This is a genomic window from Microbacterium sp. (assembly GCF_044508325.1).
Taxonomy (GTDB): Bacteria; Actinomycetota; Actinomycetes; order Actinomycetales; family Microbacteriaceae; genus Microbacterium.
Map to the genome: position 1 here is coordinate 1 of NZ_JBIQHX010000034.1, position 18894 is coordinate 18894.

Annotated in this window: 19 protein-coding genes; 9 read left to right on the plus strand and 10 right to left on the minus strand. The window is 70.3% G+C overall.

Features of this window, described 5'->3' with window-relative positions; all coding sequences use genetic code 11:
• Positions 1–314, minus strand: a 314-nt coding sequence (locus tag ACIWQI_RS15555) for a DEAD/DEAH box helicase family protein (RefSeq protein WP_396658801.1), incomplete at its 3' end; no start/stop codon positions are given.
• Positions 314–940 carry a dephospho-CoA kinase gene (gene coaE, locus ACIWQI_RS15560; protein WP_396658803.1) on the minus strand — a complete coding sequence of 209 codons (627 nt, stop codon included), beginning with the start codon at positions 938–940 and terminating at the stop codon, positions 314–316. The genes ACIWQI_RS15555 and coaE, both read right to left, overlap by 1 nt.
• 88 nt (positions 941–1028) lie before the next feature.
• Here coaE and ACIWQI_RS15565 point away from each other — a divergent pair, with 88 nt between their 5' ends.
• Positions 1029–1763, plus strand: coding sequence for a response regulator transcription factor (locus ACIWQI_RS15565; RefSeq protein WP_396658804.1), 735 nt, complete (start codon positions 1029–1031; stop codon positions 1761–1763).
• A 4-nt stretch (positions 1764–1767) separates the two neighbouring features.
• Here the strand turns inward: ACIWQI_RS15565 and ACIWQI_RS15570 are convergent, their stop codons facing one another.
• The 3 genes from ACIWQI_RS15570 to rpsA all read right to left on the minus strand — a co-directional run bounded on the left by ACIWQI_RS15570 (position 1768) and on the right by rpsA (position 6120).
• Positions 1768–2928, minus strand: coding sequence for a hypothetical protein (locus ACIWQI_RS15570; RefSeq protein ID WP_396658805.1), 1161 nt, complete (start codon positions 2926–2928; stop codon positions 1768–1770).
• Positions 2918–4588, minus strand: coding sequence for a sensor histidine kinase (locus tag ACIWQI_RS15575; protein ID WP_396658806.1), 1671 nt, complete (start codon positions 4586–4588; stop codon positions 2918–2920). The genes ACIWQI_RS15570 and ACIWQI_RS15575 overlap by 11 nt, the downstream gene beginning before the upstream one ends.
• A gap of 80 nt (positions 4589–4668) precedes the next feature.
• Positions 4669–6120 carry a 30S ribosomal protein S1 gene (gene rpsA, locus ACIWQI_RS15580; RefSeq protein ID WP_396658808.1) on the minus strand — a complete coding sequence of 484 codons (1452 nt, stop codon included), beginning with the start codon at positions 6118–6120 and terminating at the stop codon, positions 4669–4671.
• 151 nt (positions 6121–6271) lie between these two features.
• On the opposite strand from rpsA, the gene ACIWQI_RS15585 reads away from it, so the two are divergent.
• Positions 6272–6751, plus strand: coding sequence for a hypothetical protein (locus tag ACIWQI_RS15585; protein ID WP_396658810.1), 480 nt, complete (start codon positions 6272–6274; stop codon positions 6749–6751).
• Positions 6752–6805: 54 nt separating this feature from the next.
• Positions 6806–7816, plus strand: coding sequence for an aromatic acid exporter family protein (locus ACIWQI_RS15590; protein ID WP_396658812.1), 1011 nt, complete (start codon positions 6806–6808; stop codon positions 7814–7816).
• Position 7817: 1 nt separating this feature from the next.
• Here ACIWQI_RS15590 and ACIWQI_RS15595 read toward each other — a convergent pair whose 3' ends face one another.
• The gene (locus tag ACIWQI_RS15595) at positions 7818–8813 is read right to left on the minus strand and encodes a PHP domain-containing protein (protein WP_396658814.1); all 996 of its coding nucleotides are present in this window, start codon (positions 8811–8813) and stop codon (positions 7818–7820) included.
• 43 nt (positions 8814–8856) lie between these two features.
• Here ACIWQI_RS15595 and ACIWQI_RS15600 point away from each other — a divergent pair, with 43 nt between their 5' ends.
• Positions 8857–9771 carry a 5'-3' exonuclease H3TH domain-containing protein gene (locus ACIWQI_RS15600; RefSeq protein WP_396658829.1) on the plus strand — a complete coding sequence of 305 codons (915 nt, stop codon included), beginning with the start codon at positions 8857–8859 and terminating at the stop codon, positions 9769–9771.
• A gap of 2 nt (positions 9772–9773) precedes the next feature.
• Here the strand turns inward: ACIWQI_RS15600 and trpD are convergent, their stop codons facing one another.
• Complete coding sequence (gene trpD / locus ACIWQI_RS15605) at positions 9774–10841, minus strand: anthranilate phosphoribosyltransferase (protein ID WP_396658816.1); 1068 nt, start codon at positions 10839–10841, stop codon at positions 9774–9776.
• Between the two features lie 119 nt (positions 10842–10960).
• Here trpD and ACIWQI_RS15610 point away from each other — a divergent pair, with 119 nt between their 5' ends.
• The 5 genes from ACIWQI_RS15610 to ACIWQI_RS15630 all read left to right on the plus strand — a co-directional run bounded on the left by ACIWQI_RS15610 (position 10961) and on the right by ACIWQI_RS15630 (position 16443).
• Positions 10961–11596: a heme-copper oxidase subunit III gene (locus ACIWQI_RS15610; RefSeq protein ID WP_396658817.1), complete on the plus strand. Its 636-nt coding sequence runs from the start codon at positions 10961–10963 to the stop codon at positions 11594–11596.
• A gap of 20 nt (positions 11597–11616) precedes the next feature.
• Entirely contained in the window at positions 11617–12420 is an 804-nt protein-coding gene (locus ACIWQI_RS15615; protein WP_396658818.1) for a c-type cytochrome, read from the plus strand.
• A gap of 52 nt (positions 12421–12472) precedes the next feature.
• Entirely contained in the window at positions 12473–13549 is a 1077-nt protein-coding gene (locus ACIWQI_RS15620) for a ubiquinol-cytochrome c reductase iron-sulfur subunit (RefSeq protein ID WP_396658820.1), read from the plus strand.
• Entirely contained in the window at positions 13546–15384 is a 1839-nt protein-coding gene (locus tag ACIWQI_RS15625; RefSeq protein ID WP_396658822.1) for a cytochrome bc complex cytochrome b subunit, read from the plus strand. The genes ACIWQI_RS15620 and ACIWQI_RS15625 overlap by 4 nt, the downstream gene beginning before the upstream one ends.
• 420 nt (positions 15385–15804) lie before the next feature.
• The gene (locus ACIWQI_RS15630; protein ID WP_396658824.1) at positions 15805–16443 is read left to right on the plus strand and encodes a hypothetical protein; all 639 of its coding nucleotides are present in this window, start codon (positions 15805–15807) and stop codon (positions 16441–16443) included.
• A gap of 33 nt (positions 16444–16476) precedes the next feature.
• On the opposite strand, the gene ACIWQI_RS15635 is transcribed toward ACIWQI_RS15630, so the two are convergent.
• From ACIWQI_RS15635 to ACIWQI_RS15645, 3 genes are all read right to left on the minus strand, one after another.
• The gene (locus ACIWQI_RS15635; protein ID WP_396658831.1) at positions 16477–17259 is read right to left on the minus strand and encodes a PP2C family protein-serine/threonine phosphatase; all 783 of its coding nucleotides are present in this window, start codon (positions 17257–17259) and stop codon (positions 16477–16479) included.
• Positions 17260–17268: 9 nt separating this feature from the next.
• On the minus strand, positions 17269–17700 hold the full coding sequence (locus tag ACIWQI_RS15640) for a cytochrome c oxidase subunit 4 (protein WP_396658826.1): 432 nt from the start codon (positions 17698–17700) through the stop codon (positions 17269–17271).
• Position 17701: 1 nt separating this feature from the next.
• A partial coding sequence (locus ACIWQI_RS15645) for a cbb3-type cytochrome c oxidase subunit I (protein ID WP_396658827.1) occupies positions 17702–18894 on the minus strand: 1193 nt, incomplete at its 5' end.

Genomic DNA, 18894 nt, shown 5'->3' on the forward strand with positions numbered 1-18894 from the left:
GCCTCGGGCTGGTAGTAGTCGTAGTAGCTGACGAAGTACTCGACCGCGTTGTGCGGCATGAGGTCGCGGAACTCATTCGCCAGCTGCGCCGCGAGCGTCTTGTTGTGCGCGAGGACGAGCGTCGGTCGCTGCACCTGCTCGATCAGCCAGGCGGTCGTCGCGGACTTGCCGGTGCCGGTCGCGCCCAGCAGCACGACATCCGTCTCCCCCGCGTTGATGCGCGCCGCCAGCTCCGCGATCGCCTGCGGCTGGTCGCCGCTGGGCGCGTACTCGCTGACGACCTCGAACGGCCGCACGGATCGCGTGGTCTGCATCACTCCAGGGTATGCGCGGTCCCCGACACGAGGGCGGGGAGGCGCTCCCACAGCTCGTCCGTCTGCCGCAGCGTCTCGGCCAGCGAGCCGCCGGTGTCGATGACGACGTCGGCGACGGCCAGCCGCTTCTCGTCCGGCACCTGCGAGGCGATGCGCGCATCCGCGTCCGCCTCGCTCAGGCCGCGCAGGTCGATCAGGCGCCGCCGTCGGGTCTCGGCGGGCGCGTGCGCCACGACGATGAGCGCCCAGGGGTCGTCGACCCGCGCCTCCACCAGCAGCGGCACGTCGTAGACGACCACGGCGTGCGGGTCGTCGGCGAATGCGGCGGCGAACCGCTGGACCGACAGCTCCCGCACCGCGGGGTGCACGATGGCGTTGAGCCGGGCGATGCGGTCGTCGTCGCCGAACACCCGCGTGCCGAGGGCGGCGCGGTCGAGCGAGCCGTCGGGCCCGAGGATGTCGGCGCCGAACTCCGCGGCCAGCTCGGCCAGGACCGGCGATCCCGGCTGCTGCACCTCGCGGACCAGCGCATCGGCGTCGACCACCGTCGCCCCGTGCTCGGCGAGGCGGCGCGCGATGGTGGACTTCCCCGAGGCGATCCCGCCGGTGAGTGCGATCAAGGGCATGGAACGAGGATGCCACGGCGATCGCCGCCGCGTTCGGTCGGTGGGGCTGGGATATCATGACCGACGTCCGCCTCTGGGGAGGTGACCGGTGGATCAGGTTCGCACGGCCGTGGTGATCGAGGACGACGCCGACATCCGATCGCTGCTGTCGACGGTGCTCGAGCAGGGCGGCTTCGACGTGCACAGCGCGGGCGACGGCTACTCGGGGCTCGACCTCGTCCGCGCCCACGACCCGCTGGTGACGACCCTCGACGTCAACATGCCGGGCATGGACGGCTTCGAGACGGCCAAGCGCATCCGGGCGGTCAGCTCGACGTACCTCGTCATGGTCACGGCGCGCACCGAGGAGATCGACGCGCTGCAGGGCCTGGACGCGGGCGCGGACGACTACATCACCAAGCCCTTCCGCCCGCGGGAGCTGCGCGCCCGCATCGATGCCATGCTGCGACGGCCGCGCGCGCGTGACGACGTCGGCGTGCCCGCAGGAGCGGGCGGAGACGGCTGGCTGGAGCACAGCGGACTGCGGCTGCACCGCCAGATGCGCACCGTCGAGATCGACGGTGCGCCCCTCGAGCTCACGCGCAGCGAGTTCGACATCCTCGCCGACCTGCTCGCCGCCGGGCGCCGCGTGCGCACCAAGGTCGAGCTTGCCCTCATGCTCCGCGGCGAGAGGTCGGACGGATCGGCGTACGTCAGCGACAGCGACGCCCGCGCGATCGAGGTGCACATGACGAACCTGCGCCGCAAGCTCGGGGAGACGCCCACGCTCCCGCGCTGGATCGAGACGGTCCGCGGCGTGGGCTACCGGATGACCGCGGACTGATCCGCTACGCCGAGTCGCCCACGACGACCGAGCTCTCCACACTCGTGGCGGCACGGCGGGCGGCCTCGTGGGCGACGGCGACGAGCTCGTCGGGCCCGTACCCGACCGCATCGCTGAGGGCCACGCCGACGCCGACCATCGGGATCACCCCGCCGGTGACTCCGCCCAGGTCCTCGAACGCCCCGCGGTAGATCCGCGCCGCCTGCCGACGCGCGTCGGTGGGCGATTCGACCCGGACCCCCACCAGCAGCCCCATGTCGTCGTCCTCGCCCACGAACGCCTCCGCGGGGGCGTGACGTCGCACGCTCGTGCGCCACGCGTCGTGGACCGTGCGGGCGACCTCGCTGCCGAACGCGGTGGAGATCTGATCGACGTCGTCGATGCGCACCGCGATCACCCCGATCACATCCGAGCGCCACGCGGCGCGCGCGCACAGGCCGGTCAGCGACGCGCGGAACTCGCCGGGCGGAAGGATCTCGTCGTCGGTGGTCCGGGACTCCGGCTCGAACCCGCGCAGCGGCGCCCGTGCGGCCCGCAGGACGGATGCGACGATGGCGACGACGATCGTGAGGACGACGGTCAGCAGGCTCGCCGTCGTGGTGCCGAACCACGTCTGGAAGAGGGCGCTGTCCGGACCGGACACGAGGAACGCCGTGGTGCGCGAGACGTAGAACAGCGCCTGGAGCCCGAGCACGAGGGCAAGGCCCCACGCGGTGCGCAGCCGGCCCATCTCCGGCCGCATCGCCTCGACCGCACCGGCGGCGGCGAACACCAGGAGGGCGACGAACATCCACAGCGCACCCGCCCAGGGGCCGCCCTCCGGCCCCGGAAGCGCCGCCGAGAGGACGGCGCCGACGACGCCGGCGACGACGAGGAGCGCCGCCCACAGGAGACCGCGGTCGTTGAACCGCCGGCACCCCAGCCACATGCTCCCGGTTCCGGCGACGAACAGGCCGTTCCCGGCGGCGACCGCCCACCACGTGGCGGGCTCGAGCACCCAGACGCCATACGAGACCGCCGTCCCGACCGCGCAGAGGAAGGCCACCGCCCAGATCCGGCCGGCGCCCTCGTCGCGGCGCACGAGCGTCTCCGCGATGAAGGTCACGCCGCACACGACCACGACCAGGCCCGTCACCGCCGCGACGGAGAAGTCGTCAAGCTGCATTCGAGCCCCCCTCGACCGGTAGATGCACGACGAAGGTCGTCCCGGTGCCGACCCCGCTGCGCACGGTGATGTCACCGCCGTGCGCTCGGATGATGTCGCGGCTGATGGCCAGCCCCAGCCCGGTCCCCGGGACGCCGCGGCGCCCGGCGGTCTTGGCGCGATAGTAGCGGTGGAACAGGCGCGCCTGCTCGGGCTCAGGGATGCCGATGCCGTCGTCGCTGACCGTGATCCACACCGTGTCGCCGTCCGAGCGGGTCGACAGCGTCACACTGCCGCCCTCCCGGTTGTAGGCGATCGCGTTCGCGATCAGGTTGTCGAGCACCTGGCGGAACCGCAGCGGATCCGCCTGCACCATCGCGGGCTCCACGGCGTCCAGGTCGAAGCGCACGGAGCGTTCGGCCGCCCGCGGCTGCAGCGACTCGGCGGCGGCGCGCACGAGCTCGGCCGCGTCGACGCGCTCCGGCGCGATCGCCGAGGCGATCGTGGTGGACGACGAGCTGGACGCCGCGAGGATGTCGGCGGTGATCGCGAGGAGGCGCTCGGCGTTCCTCTCCGCGATCTCGAGGCTGCGCAGCGCCTCATCGGGCACGCCGGGCTCGTCGATCGCGAGGTCGAGATATCCGAGGATGGCGGTCAGCGGCGTGCGCAGCTCGTGGGAGACCGAGGCCACCAGATCGTCTCGCGCCCTCGTCGCACTCAGCTCCGCGGTGACGTCGCGCGAGACCAGCACGGCCCCCGCATCGGCGCCGGCGATGTCGCGCAGCCTGCGCGCGGACACCATCAGGGCACGTCGCGGGCCGTCGGGCACGCCGAACCACACGACCTCCCCGTCGAAGGACTCGCCCCGCAGCACGCGCGCGAAGGGGAGCTCGTCGGGCGGGAGCGGGGTGACGCCGTCGTCGCGATACGGCGCCGAGGCCGCCTCGTCGCCGATCTCCGCGATGTGGCGGTTCAGCCGCGCGTGCGCCTCGTTCGCCACGGCGATCGAGCCGTCCGCCCCGACCCGGATGACCCCGAAGTCGACGGCGTCGAGCACCTCCGTGACCTCCTGCTCCTGCCGCCGGGTCCGCTCCAGGACCTGATGCAGCAGCTGAGCCTGCTGAGCCAGGAGGGTGCGCTGCGCGTCGGAGCGGCGCGCGGTGAGATAACTGGTCGCCGCCACCGCGAGCACGACCAGCGGAAGCAGGAACGTGCTGAACTCGACGGAGCGATCCGTGTCGACCAGCACGGTCACGGTGAACAGGACGCCCACCGTCACCACCACGCCGAACACGCCGATCAGTCCGAACGCCGCCGCCAGCCACATGGTCGGGAACACCCAGAGCAGCCCGAAGCCGGAGCGCGGGCTGGAGACCTGCATCATGGTGACGGCCAGGATGTCCGCCGTCGGGATGACCGCGACCCACCCGGGCGCCATCCTGTTCCACGGAGCCAGCAGCGCCGCGGCCGAGGCGACGAACACCAGCAGCGCCCCGGCGAAGAACAGCCCCAGGTCACCGGGGAAGTCGATGGCGCCGACCATCGCGCACAGCACGAGGACGACGGCCGCGAGCAGCAGCTGGTTGAGCGCCGCGGCGCGCTCGCGGGTGAGGTCGGCGACCGCGCGCACCCCGGATGCCGCGCGTGCCCGCACCGAGACGGGGCGCGACGTCACATCCATGCGACGACGCTACCGCGGACGCGGGAACGGCGAAGGGCCGGGACCCGAAGGTCCCGGCCCTGTGGCGGAATGATCCCGGCTCAGCGACCGGAGAGCTTCTCGCGCAGTGCAGCGAGCGCCTCGTCATCGGCAAGCGTCCCGGCAGGGCCGGACTCGCTCGCGAAGGACGACGGGCCGCCGGCGGCGCCGGTGTCGTTCGCCTCGGCCTCGATGGCCTTGGCGACCTGCGCCTTGTGCGCCTCCCAGCGCGCCTGGGCTGCGGCGTACTCCTGCTCCCACTTCTCGCGCTGCTCCTCGAAGCCTTCCTTCCACTGGTTGGTCTCCGGGTCGAAGCCCTCGGGGTACTTGTACTCGCCGTTCTCGTCGTACTCCGTGGTCATGCCGTACAGAGCCGGGTCGAACTCGGTGCCGTACGGGTCGACCGACTCGTTGGCCTGCTTCAGCGACAGCGAGATGCGGCGACGCTCGAGGTCGATGTCGATGACCTTGACGAAGACCTCCTCGCCCACCGAGACGACCTGCTCGGCCAGCTCGACGTGCTTGCCGGAGAGCTCGGAGATGTGCACGAGCCCCTCGATGCCGTCGGCCACACGCACGAAGGCGCCGAACGGGACGAGCTTGGTGACCTTGCCCGGGGTGAGCTGGCCGATGGCGTGGGTGCGGGCGAAGACCTGCCACGGGTCCTCCTGCGTCGCCTTCAGCGACAGCGAGACCCGCTCGCGGTCGAGGTCGACCTCGAGGATCTCGACGGTGACCTCCTGGCCCACCTCGACGACCTCGGACGCGTGCTCGATGTGCTTCCAGGACAGCTCGGACACGTGCACGAGGCCGTCCACGCCGCCCAGATCGACGAACGCGCCGAAGTTGACGATCGACGAGACGACGCCCTTGCGGACCTGCCCCTTGTGCAGGTTGTTGAGGAACGTGGTGCGCGACTCGGACTGGGTCTGCTCGAGCAGGGCGCGCCGCGAGAGCACGACGTTGTTGCGGTTCTTGTCGAGCTCGAGGATCTTCGCCTCGAGCTCCTGACCGAGGTAGGGCGTGAGGTCGCGGACCCGGCGCAGCTCGATGAGCGAGGCCGGCAGGAAGCCGCGCAGGCCGATGTCGACGATGAGGCCGCCCTTGACGACCTCGATGACCTGGCCGGTGACGACGCCGTCCTCCTCCTTGATCTTCTCCACGTCGCCCCACGCGCGCTCGTACTGCGCGCGCTTCTTCGACAGGATGAGGCGGCCTTCCTTGTCCTCCTTCTGGAGCACCAGCGCCTCGACGTGGTCGCCGACCTCGACGACCTCGTTGGGGTCGACGTCGTGCTTGATGGAGAGTTCGCGCGAGGGGATGACTCCCTCGGTCTTGTAGCCGACGTCGAGCAGCACCTCGTCGCGGTCGATCTTGACGATCGTGCCCTCGATGATGTCGCCGTCGTTGAAGAACTTCAGAGTCTTCTCGACCGCGGCCATGAAGTCCTCAGCAGATCCGATGTCGTTGATGGCGACCTGCTTGGTGGCCGGGGCGGTCGTTGCGGTAGTCATGTAGTGGGTTGTCCTTGGATGGGGATGTCGGGCATGCGCACGCCGAAGCAGCGCATGCGAGGTGGATATGTTGCAGATGTCGTGATCGCGCGGCCGTTCCGGTCACACGAATGACACTCCAGGGTATCAGAACCGCGTCTACGCTGGAGCGGTGAGCACTCCCCCGGTCGCCATCGTCTCGCCGCGCGGACGGCTGATCGCACTGGCCGTCGTCTGCGCCCTGTTCGCCGCCATGGGCGTCGTCATCCTGCTGCTGGCCCCGACCGAGACGCTCAACCTCATCGTGGGCGTCGCCGCGGCCGCGTTCTTCGGCATCGGCGGAGGGATCTCCATCGTCACCCAGTGGCGGCGCAGCCGCATCATCGTCGCCGACGACGACGGCGTCCACCTCGCCGGCGTGGGCACCGCACCGTGGCAGGACGTGGATCGCTTCGGGTCGGACTCCACCCATCTCGGACTGCGGCTGCGCCGCACGGCCGCGCTGCTGGAGGGCGCGCCCGACGAGCACACCGCCGAGTCGCTGCGGGCGACCCGGTCGCGCACGGGGTGGGATCTGACCTGGCCGGCGACGGCCCTCGACCGCTCCCCCGCCGAGGCCGCGGCGGCGCTGCAGGCGCGTCGCCCGCGCTGAGCGCCGCAGGCTCGTCGCCCGCGCTGGGCGCGGCATCCCTCCTACGCTCGACTCATGCGCATGTCCTCGATCCTGCGCGCACCGCACCGCGCGCCCCTGCTGCAGGTCGTCAAGTCGGGCGTGGCGACCCTCGGATCCTGGCTGCTGGCCGAACTGGTGCTCCAGGGTCCGCCCCCGGTGTTCGCCGCCATCGCGGCGCTGCTGGTCGTCCAGCCCAGCCTCAACCAGTCGTTCGCGAAAGCCATCGAGCGCAGCGTCGGCGTCATCGTGGGTGTCGTCGTGGCGGCCCTGCTCGGCCTGCTGCTGGGCGAGGGCACCTGGGTGATCATGGCCGCGATCGTGGCCGCGCTGCTGCTGGCCTGGCTGCTGCGGATGACGGCGGGCACGGCCAATCAGGTCGCGATCAGCGCCATGCTGGTCCTCGCGCTGGGGACCTCCGCCTCCGGGTACGCGGTGGACCGGATCCTGGAGACCCTGATGGGCGCGGCGGTCGGCTTCATCGTCAACGTCGCTCTCGTGCCCCCGGTCGCCGTCGCCCCGGCGCGGGAGGCGGTGCAGCGTCTGGCCGACGAGCTCGCCGCATCCCTCGACCGTCTCGCAGACGCGCTCGAGCGACCGCAGTCCCCGGCCGCCCTGCAGGAGCTCATCCTGACGGTGCGCCTGATGCGGCCGATGCGGGACGCCGCGGATGCGGCCATCGACGCCGCCGCCGAGTCGCTCACGCTGAACCCCCGTGGATCGCGGCACCGCAGCGACCTCGACGTCGTGCGCGTCGAGCTGGAGCGCCTGGGCCCGATCGTCACCCAGGTCATCGGGATGACGCGGGCGTACACCGACCACTATGAGAGCACCGTGCCCGACGATCCGGCGGTGCGGGCGATCGCGGAGCAGCTGCGCCGCGCCGCCCACGACATCCGCCTCGCCCGCCGGGAGCACGCCGATTCCGTCGACGCCGCGCTGACCTCGCAGCTGGTGGTGGCGGCGCCCCCGCAGCACTGGGTGCTGGTCGGCTCGCTGCTGGAGGATCTGCGCCGCATCCACGACGCGCTCGCCGACGCGGCGTGAATCAGCGCTCGCGGTCGAGCCAGTCCCGGAGCCGAGGCAGCGGCCACGTCGTCACGATGCGCTCGGCCGGCACCCCGCAGCGCTCGGCGCGCTCTGCGCCGTGATCGATCAGCGAGAGCTGACCAGGGGCGTGCGCGTCGCTGTCGATCGAGAAGAGGCATCCCGCATCCAGCGCCCGGGCGATCAGCTCGTCCGGCGGATCCTGCCGCTCGGGCCGGGAGTTGATCTCGACGGCGACGCCGCGCTGCGCGCACGCTTCGAACACGGCGTCCGCATCGAACTGCGACGGCGGCCGGGTGCCGCGCGAGCCCTCCACGAGCCTGCCGGTGCAGTGTCCGAGGACGTCGGTGTGCGGGTGGCGGACGGCGGCGACCATCCGCGCGGTCATGTCGCGGGCGTCCATCCGCAGCTTCGAATGCACGCTCGCCACCACGACGTCCACGGCCGCGAGCAGGCGGTCCTCCTGGTCGAGCGCGCCGTCGTCGAGGATGTCGACCTCGATGCCGCCCAGGAGCGTGAAGCCGCCGCCCGACATCCCCGCCACCACGGCGAGCTGCCGCTCGAGCCGCTCGGCGGACAGCCCGTTGGCCACCGTCAGCCGCGGTGAGTGGTCGGTGAGGGCGAGGTACTCGTGACCCAGCCGCCGCGCGGCATCCACCATGAGCTCGATCGAGGTGAGCCCGTCCGACCAGTCCGAGTGGCAGTGCAGGTCGCCGCGCAGCAGCGGGCGCAGGGCGCTCTCGCGCAGGGCGCCCGCCGCCGCGCGCAGCTCGGCGAGGTATCCGGGGACCTCGCCGGCGAGAGCCTCCTGGATCACGCGGAAGGTCGTGTCGCCGATGCCGGGGCGCCGGCGCAGCCGCGCGGTGTCGGCCAGCTCGTCCGCGCTCAGCGTCGCCACGATGTCCGCGGCCGTGCGGAACGCCTTCGACTTGTACCGCGACGACCGCTCGCGCTCGAGCAGCGTCGCGATCTCGGTCAGGGCATCGAGCGGATCCATCCTGTCAGTCTGCCGTGCGAGGATGACGGGCGTGAGCCGACTCATGCTGCTGGACACCGCCGCGCTCTACTTCCGTGCGTTCTACGGCGTGCCGGACACCGTGCGCGCGCCGGACGGGCAGCCGGTCAACGCGGTGCGGGGCCTCCTCGACATCATCGCGCGGCTGGTCGCCGAGTACGAGCCGACCGACCTCGTGGCCTGCTGGGACGACGACTGGCGCCCGCAGTGGCGCGTCGACCTCATTCCCAGCTACAAGGCGCACCGCGTCGCCGAGGAGGTCGCGGCCGGACCGGACGTCGAGGTCGTGCCCGACCCCCTCGAGGCGCAGGTGCCCGTGATCCGCGAGACGCTCACTGCTCTGGGCATCGCGATCGCCGGCGCGGCCGAGCACGAGGCGGACGATGTGATCGGCACGCTCGCGACGACCGCGCGGATGCCGGTGGACGTCGTCACCGGCGACCGCGACCTGTTCCAGCTCGTCGACGACGCGCGGGACGTGCGCGTGATCTACACGGCGCGGGGGATGTCCAATCTCGAGATCGTCACCGACGACGCCGTGCGCGCCAGGTACGGCGTGCTGCCGTCGCAGTACGCCGATTTCGCGACGCTGCGGGGCGACCCCTCGGACGGGCTTCCCGGCGTCGCCGGCGTGGGCGAGAAGACCGCTGCGGCGCTGCTGGTCGCGCACGGCGACCTCGCCGGCATCGTGGCCGCGGCCGAGGCCGGCGAGGGCATGACGCCCCGGGTGCGCGCGAGCGTCCTGGCCGCGCTGCCCTACCTCGAAGTCGCCCCGGCGGTCGTGCGGGTGGTGCGCGATCTCGAGCTGGCGCCGATGCAGACCCGGCTGCCGGTGCTCGACGAGACCGCGCGCGAGAAGGTGTCGGCGCTGGCCGAGCGGTGGGGACTGGGCGCATCCATGACCCGGGTCGTGGCCGCACTCGACGGCGCGGCGCGCTGAGCTCAGGCCGCGGAGCCGAGCTCCTGCGTGACGGCGACCCAGTCGTCGAGCTTGCGCAGCGCCGATCCGTCGTCGATCGCCGCCGCGGCGGCGTCCTTCGCCTCGGCGAGCCGCTCCAGGATCGGGCGTCCCGACTGCGTCGGATCCTGCGACAGCCGGAAGGCGACGATGCCGGCGGCGGTGTTCAGCAGCACGATGTCGCGCACCGGTCCCTCCTCGCCGGAGAGGACCCGCCGCACGACCGCGGCGTTGTGGGCCGGCTCGCCGCCCAGCAGGTCGTCGATGTCGGCGAGCGGGATGTCGAGGTCGCGCGGGTCGAGATCGTGCTCGTGGATGTCTCCGAGGCTCACCTCCCACACCCGGCTGTGGCCGGTGGTGGTCAGCTCGTCGAGCCCGTCGTCACCGCGGAACACCAGGGCGGTGGCGCCGCGGGTGCGGAACACGCCGGTGATCAGGGGCACCCGGTCCAGCTGCGCCACCCCGACCGCGTTCGCCTCGGCCCGTGCCGGGTTGCACAGCGGGCCGAGGAAGTTGAAGACGGTCGGCACGCCGAGCTCGGCCCGGGTGGCGCCCGCGTGCCGGAACCCCGGGTGGAACGCGGACGCGAAGGCGAAGGTCAGGCCGGTGCGCTCGAGCACCTCGGCGACCTGGTCGGGGGCGAGGGTCAGATCGACCCCGAGCGCGGCGAGCACGTCGGAGGATCCGGATGCCGAGCTCGCCGCCCTGTTGCCGTGCTTGACGACGGGGATGCCCGAGGCGGCGGCGACGACGGCGGCCATCGTCGAGATGTTGACCGTGCCGTACCGATCGCCGCCGGTGCCGACGATGTCGAGCACATTCGGGTCGACGGGCAGGGGCAGCGCGGCCTCGAGGATCGCGTCGCGGAAGCCGACGATCTCGTCCACGGTCTCGCCTTTGGCGCGCAGAGCGACCAGGAATCCGGCCAGCTGAGACGGCGTCGCCTCACCGCGCATGACCTGTCGCATGGCCCATGTCGACTCCCACACGCTGAGGTCGCCGCCCGCCAGCAGAGTGGAGATGAGATCGGCCCAGGAGATGCGCTCAGCCATGCCGTCGATCCTATCGGCGCTCACGGCATCTTCTCGGCGGACTCTTAGGCCGCCCTAAGTTCGAACTCGGTCGAATCAGTGGGCGCGGATGCGAAAATCGCCGCCCGATATCGGCCATAATGGGGAGCGTGACATCCCCAGCGACCTATGCCCCCGTGCCGAGAGGCATCAAACGTCCCGATCCCGTAGCGGTCGGGACGATCGTGTGGCTCGGCAGCGAAGTCATGTTCTTCGCCGGGCTGTTCGCGATCTACTTCACACTGCGTGCCACCTCGCCCGAGCTGTGGGCGTACCGCACCGAGCACCTGAACGTGCCGTACGCGCTGGTGAACACGCTCATCCTGATCGCGTCGTCGTTCACGTGTCAGGCGGGCGTCTTCGCCGCCGAGCGCCTGCAGCCGTTCACGACGCGCACCCCCAAGTACCGGTGGGGCATGGTCGAGTGGTTCTTCCTCACCTTCGCGCTTGGCGCGATCTTCGTCGCCGGCCAGGTCTGGGAGTACGCACAGCTGGTCGTCGAGGGCATGCCGATGTCGGCGGACGCGTACGCCTCCGCGTTCTACCTCACGACGGGCTTCCACGCGCTGCACGTCACCGGCGGGCTCATCGCCTTCCTGTTCGTCATCGGCCGCGCGTACGCGGTGCGCAACTTCGGCGCCAAGGAGGAGACGACGGCGATCGTCGTGTCCTACTACTGGCACTTCGTCGACGTCGTCTGGATCGCGCTGTTCGCGGTCATCTACTTCCTGAAGTGAGAGCGGAGCGGAATCCCGACATGGCACGTGAGAAAAAGCAGCGCTCCACCGGACGTCGCAGCCCCTGGGCGGCGGCGGCGCTCATCGGCGTCGGACTGATGATCACCGGCGGCGCCTACGCGGGCGCCTCGGCCGCGATGGCGTCGAGTGCCGACACCGCCGCCGTCAGCACCGCGCTGACGGTCGAGGACGGCAAGAAGCTCTTCCAGGCCAACTGCGCCACCTGCCACGGCCTCGACCTGCAGGGGACCCAGAACGGTCCGTCGCTGTACGGGGTGGGCGAGCTCTCGGTGCACTTCCAGGTGTCGACGGGCCGCATGCCGCTGCAGATGCAGGGGCCGCAGGCGGCGCAGAAGCCGCCGCAGTTCACCGAGGAGCAGACCGAGGCGCTCGGCGCCTACGTGCAGTCGGTCGCCCCCGGCCCGAGCTATCCGGACCCGGAGGTCCTCGACGGCGGCGGCGACGTCGCGCACGGCGCGGAGCTGTTCCGCATCAACTGCGCGATGTGCCACAACGTGGCTGCGGCGGGCGGCGCCCTCACCGAGGGCAAGTACGCCCCGGCGCTGCACACCACGAGCGCACTGAACATGTACGCGGCCATGGTCACCGGTCCGCAGAACATGCCGGTGTTCAGCGATCTGAACCTCACCACCGAGGACAAGCGCGACATCATCTCCTCGCTGCTGTGGCTGCAGAACAACCCCTCCCCCGGTGGCTTCGACCTCGGCGGCCTGGGGCCGGTCTCCGAAGGTCTGTTCATCTGGATCTTCGGCATCGGCGGGCTGATCGGCGTCACCGTCTGGATCACCGCCAAGTCGAACTGATGCACCGCACCGACGACATGGGTCCCCGAGAACTGAACGCACGAGGAGCACAATGGCACACGAGGTAGAGGCGCACGGCGACGACCGGTCTTATGTACCGTCGCCGGGACTCGCCGTCGCCGTTCACGACCCGGTGAAGGTGCCCGACCTGCCGCCGCACCGCGAGCGGGTGACCGACAAGGACCCCGCCAAGATGCGCAGCGCGGTCCGCACCGTCTACACGCTGTTCTACATCTCCCTGGCGGGAAGCATCTGGGCGATCGCCGCCTATCTGCTGTTCCCGCTCGAGGACGGCCAGCTCTCGAGCATCCACGACAACAACATGTTCATCGGGCTGGGCATCGCGCTCGCCCTGCTCGCGCTCGGCATCGGGGCCATCCACTGGTCCAAGGCCATCATGAGCGACAAGGAGTTCATCGAATACCGGCACCCCACGCGCGGTCGCGATTCGACCCGTGCCGCCGCGGTGAAGGCCTTCGCGGATGCCAACGAGGAGTCCGGCTTCGGCCGCCGGCCCATGATCACCGGCTCGCTGTTCGCCGCGCTGATCGCCTCGATCCTTCCCGGCATCGTGCTGTTCCGTGGACTCGCACCGCACAGCACGCCGGCCGACCCCGAGGCAGGCGACCCCGTGGCCCTCCTCAGCCACACCATGTGGGAGAAGGGGATGCGGCTGGCGCACGACCCGACCGGCCGCCCGATCAAGGCCTCGGACGTCACGCTCGGCTCCGCCTTCCAGGTGATCCCCGAGCCTCTCGCGGACATCACCCACCACGACGGGTACCTCGAGCAGAAGGCGAAGGCGATCGTGCTGCTCGTCCGGATGCGTCCCGAGCAGCTCAGCCCCGACACCAACCGGCTGGATTGGTCCTACGACGGGATCGTCGCGTACTCGAAGGTCTGCACGCACGTCGGCTGCCCGGTGGCCCTCTACGAGCAGCAGACGCACCACCTGCTGTGTCCGTGCCACCAGTCGCAGTTCGACGTGGCCAACGGCGCCGCGGTCATCTTCGGCCCGGCCGCCCGTCCCCTGCCGCAACTTCCGATCACCGTCGACGACGAGGGCTATCTGATCGCCCAGAGTGACTTCCAAGAACCCGTCGGCCCGAGCTTCTGGGAGCGTCATTGAGCACCGCAACGGTCACCGAAGAGCGCGCGTCCACGACGGACGAGCGCGAGAAGCCGCTGGGCGGCCGGTTCGTCGGCTGGGCATCGAACTACATCGATGAGCGCACCAGCCTGTCCGGCTTCGTCAAGGAGCTCGGCCGCAAGATCTTCCCCGATCACTGGTCGTTCATGCTCGGCGAGATCGCGCTGTGGAGCTTCGTGGTCGTGCTTCTGTCCGGCACGTTCCTCACGTTCTTCTTCCAGGCGTCGATGGTCGAGACCCACTACACGGGCAGCTTCGCACCCATGAAGGGCGTCGCGATGTCGGCGGCCCTGGAGTCGACGCTGCGCCTGTCGTTCGACATCCGTGGCGGTCTGCTCGTGCGGCAGATCCACCACTGGGCCGCGCTGGTGTTCGTCGCCGGCATCGGCGTGCACATGCTGCGCATCTTCTTCACCGGCGCCTTCCGCAAGCCGCGCGAGCTCAACTGGGTGATCGGCTTCATCCTGTTCATCCTCGCGATGGCCGAGGGCTTCACCGGCTACTCCCTCCCCGACGATCTGCTCTCGGGCAACGGCCTGCGCATCATCGACGGCATGATCAAGGGTCTCCCCGTGATCGGCACGTGGACCTCGTTCCTCATGTTCGGCGGCGAGTTCCCCGGCGACCAGATCGTCGGCCGGCTGTACACGCTGCACATCCTGCTGCTGCCGGCGATCCTCGTCGCGCTGCTGCTGCTGCACCTGATGCTGATGGTCATCAACAAGCACACGCAGTTCGCCGGTCCCGCCCGGACCGACGAGAACGTCGTGGGCTACCCGATGATGCCGGTCTACATGTCGAAGATGGGCGGCTTCTTCTTCATCGTGTTCGGCGTGATCGTCCTGATCGCCTCGCTGTTCTCGATCAACGCGGTGTGGAACTACGGGCCATACGACCCCTCCCCCGTGTCCGCGGGCACGCAGCCGGACTGGTACATCGGCTTCGCCGACGGCGCCCTGCGTCTGGTGCCGCCGCACTGGGAGTTCGTCTTCCTCGACCGCACGTGGTCGTTCAACATCATCGTCCCCGTGCTCGTGCTGGGCCTGTTCATCGTCCTCGTGCTCATCTACCCCTTCATCGAGGCGTGGATCACCGGTGACAAGCGCGAGCACCACATCGCGCAGCGCCCCCGCAACGCGGCCACGCGCACGGCCATCGGCGCGGCGGGTGTCGTGTTCTACGCGGTGCTGTGGGCGGCGGCGTCGTCCGACCTCATGGCGACGCACTTCTGGCTCACGATGGAGGGAGTCATCCACACCCTCCAGGCCTTGCTGATCCTCGGCCCGATCGTGGCGTACTTCGTCACCAAGCGCATCTGCATCGCCCTGCAGCGGAAGGATCGCGAGATCGCCCTGCACGGCTACGAGTCGGGTCGCATCGTCCGCCTTCCCGGCGGCGAGTACATCGAGGTGCACCAGCCCGTGGACGAGTACGAGCGCTGGAAGCTGGTCGGGTACGAGACGTACGAGCCGCTGATCGTGCGCCCGAACGAAAAGGGCCGCATCGGCTTCTGGCAGAACACGCGTGCGGCGCTGTCGCGCTGGTTCTTCGAGGACCGTCTCGTGCCCGTCACGCAGGCGGAGATCGACGAAGCCCTCGCGCACCAGCACCACACGCTCGAGCACATCCACCACGAGGAGGAGGCCGAGATCGCGGCGGCGCACGCCCGCGCGGGCTTCCCGGACGCCCCGATCGAGCCGGTCGACACCGGGTCGCGCTCCGAGACGGCGGTCAAGCCCTCGCACCTGCTCACGGCCGAGCCCGAACCGGGCACCAAGCCGCCGCGCAACCGCGAGAAGGAACGCGGCCAGTAGCGCCGCCCTTTGACAGAATGCCTCGCCCGGCTCACGCCGGACGGGGCATTCTGCCTTCCTGACGACGCCAGAAGGAGAGGGCATGAGCGAGCCCGCAGTCGGTGCGATCAGCGTGTTCCGCGACCCGACGGGGCTGGTCGCATCCCCCACCGGCATCATCGGCGTCGGGGACGACATCTGGTTCACGAGCATCGGCAGCTCGCGGATCGGCCGGCTGCGCGCGACGACCGGAGCTCTCGAGACCTTCGCCGACCCTGCGCACACCGTGGATCTGCCCGCCAACATCTTCCCCGGTGCGGACGAGCGGGTCTGGTTCACGAGTCTCGGGTCGGACAGGCTCGGCGCGATCGATCCTATGGCCGCCGATCCGGCTGCCACCATCACGACCTACGCGCACCCTGACCTCGCGGCCCCGTCGCGATGGAGTCGGCTGCCGACGGGCGCCTGTGGTTCAGTCTGCGCGGCAGCGGTGCGATCGGCAGCATCGACCCCCGGGACGCGGAGCCCATGCGCACCCTCCGCATCCATCGGTCCGACACGATCGCGGCACTCTCGGCCCTGTTCATCGACAGCGGGCAGCGCGTGTGGTGGGTCAACGCCGGCACCTCGACGATCGGCGGTCTCGACCCGGCAGATCCCGGCCCGCTCGTCGCCATGGGTCCGTGGCCGGAGTTCGGTGCGCCGCGGGCGTGGGCGATGGGCGCCGACGGGCGCCTCTGGGTCACGACCCAGGAGCGCCCGGGCCTGATGACCTTCGATCCGGCAGCGCCGGACGCCGCCGCGACGGTGGACTGGTTCACCGGCTCCCGGCTGCGCACACCGGACGGGGTCTGGTTCGGCATCGACGGAGCCGTGTGGTTCGTCGACACCGCGGCCGATGCGATCGGCCGCTTCGCACCCTCGGCGACCGGTTCGCAGGCGTGGAGCTTCTTCGGGGAGCCACCCGAGGTCGAGGGTCCCTTCGACATCAAGCCGGGCGCCGACCCGGACGACGGCCGGCTCTGGTTCACGAACGAGGGCGGCGACTCGATCGGCTGCATCCAGGTAGCCCGGCGCTGACCGGAGCACCGGCCTGCTCTGGCCTCGGACCGATCAGAGCACGTCGTCGAGGGGCTCCGCGAACCGCTCGGCAGCCGACCCGTGGAAGACCGGCTCCTCGCGCACCCCGACTTCACCGGGCGACACGTCGCAGACGACCGCGGTCACGTTGTCACGCGAACCTCCCGCCAGAGCGAGCTCGGCGACCGCGTCGGCAGCTTCTGCCGGCGTGCCCGGGGTCAGCGCCGGGAGGAGCGCCGGCTCAGGCAGATAGTCGGTGACGCCGTCGCTGCACAGCAGCCAGCGGTCGCCGCTGCGGGCATCAGCCGGGCAGACGGTGATCGCGTCGTCGGCCTGACCGCTCAGGGACGCGGTCACGATGTTCCTGCGGGGATGGGTCGGTGCATCCTGCTCCGCGATGGCGCCGCTGTCCACCAGCGCCTGCACGAAGGAATCGTCCCGCGTCTGCCTGGTCAGCTCGCCGCCGCGCAGCCGATACGCCCGGGAGTCGCCGCTGTGGGCGAGCAGAATCCGCCCGTCGGAGGCGACGACGAGGCCCGTGAGCGTGGTCGCCATGCCGGACAGTGCGGGATCGCGGCGGGCGTGCGCCCGCAGCTCCCAGTTCGCCACGCGCAGCACGCCGAGGAGGTCGATGTCATCGTGCACCCGCAGACGGCCCGCGGCGATGCGGTGGACGATGGCAGCCGAGGCGAGGTCTCCCCCAGGTCCTCCGCCGACCCCGTCGGCGACGATCGCCGTCCAGGATGCCGCGCACGCGGCATCCTGATTCGTCGGTCGCGGGCCCAGCCGGCTCGACGCGGCGGCGATCAGTCGCAGCGCGGACTCCTAGCGGGCGAAGTACCCGCGGTAGTACTCGTAGACCCAGCCCACGAGGGCGACGGCCACGATCGCGAAGCCGATGGGCATCAGCCAGGTGCCGATGGCGAGACCGAGGATCGCGATGCCCGCCGCGCCGGCGAGGACGATCGGCCACCACGACCAGGGGCTGAAGTGACCCTGCTCCGGCTCGCCGTCGTCGACCACCGCGGTGAGGATGTCCTCGGGGAGTTCGCCCCGCTGCGCCTTGTGCACACGATGCAGGTAGAACGCGATGAGGATGCCCATGAACGAGGTGAAGAACAGGGCCACCGTGCCGACCCACTCGATCCGCTGCACGATGTCGCCGGTGTGGGCGATGATGTTCCACCAGGTGTAGACCACGCCGACGAGGAAGAAGAAGGCGAAGAGCACCCACCACAGGGTGACGTTGGAGCGCACGTTACTTCACCTTTCCATCCGCGGCGTCTTCCACCGGGGTGTCCGGTGCATCCTTGGCCGGGCCGACGCCCACCGGCACGCCCGCTTCGGGGTGGTTGAGGTCGAACGCGGGCCGCTCGCTGCGGATCCGCGGGATCGACACGAAGTTGTGCCGCGGCGGCGGGCAGCTGGTCGCCCACTCCAGCGACGCCCCGTACCCCCACGGGTCGTTCACCGTCACCTTCGGCGCCTTCCGCGCGGTGATCCACACGTTGAACAGGAACGGGATCATCGACGCGCCCAGCAGCATCGCACCCACCGTGGAGACCTGGTTCTCCCACGTCCATCCGTCGGACTCCGCATAGTCCGCGTAACGACGCACCATGCCGTCCACACCCAGCCAGTGCTGGATCAGGAACGTCATGTGGAACCCGATGAACAGCATCCAGAAGTGCACGTACCCGAGCCGCTCGTTGAGCATCTTGCCCGTCCACTTCGGCCACCAGAAGTAGAACCCCGAGAACATCGCGAACACCACCGTGCCGAACACCACATAGTGGAAGTGCGCGACCACGAAATACGAATCGGTGACGTGGAAGTCCAGCGGCGGCGACGCCAGGATCACGCCGGTCAGCCCCCCGAACACGAAGGACGTGAGGAAGCCGATCGCGAAGACCATGGGTGTTTCGAAGGTGACCGACCCTCGCCACATGGTGCCGATCCAGTTGAAGATCTTCACCCCCGTCGGAACCGCGATGAGCATCGTCATCAGCGCGAAGAACGGCAGCAGCACCGCCCCGGTCGCGTACATGTGGTGCGCCCACACCGACACCGACAGCGCCGCGATCGCGATCGTCGCGTACACGAGCGTCTTGTACCCGAAGATCGGCTTGCGACTGAACACCGGGAACACCTCGGACACGATGCCGAAGAACGGCAGCGCGATGATGTACACCTCCGGATGCCCGAAGAACCAGAACAGGTGCTGCCACAGCAGCACACCGCCGTTGGCGGGATCGTAGATGTGCGCCCCCAGCACGCGGTCCGAGGCGGCCGCCAGGATCGCGGCGGCGAGCACCGGGAACACCATGATCACGAGGATGCTGGTGATCAAGGTGTTCCACGAGAAGATCGACATCCGCCACATCGTCATGCCCGGAGCGCGCATGGTGATGATCGTCGTGATGAAGTTGACCGCGCCCAGGATCGTGCCGA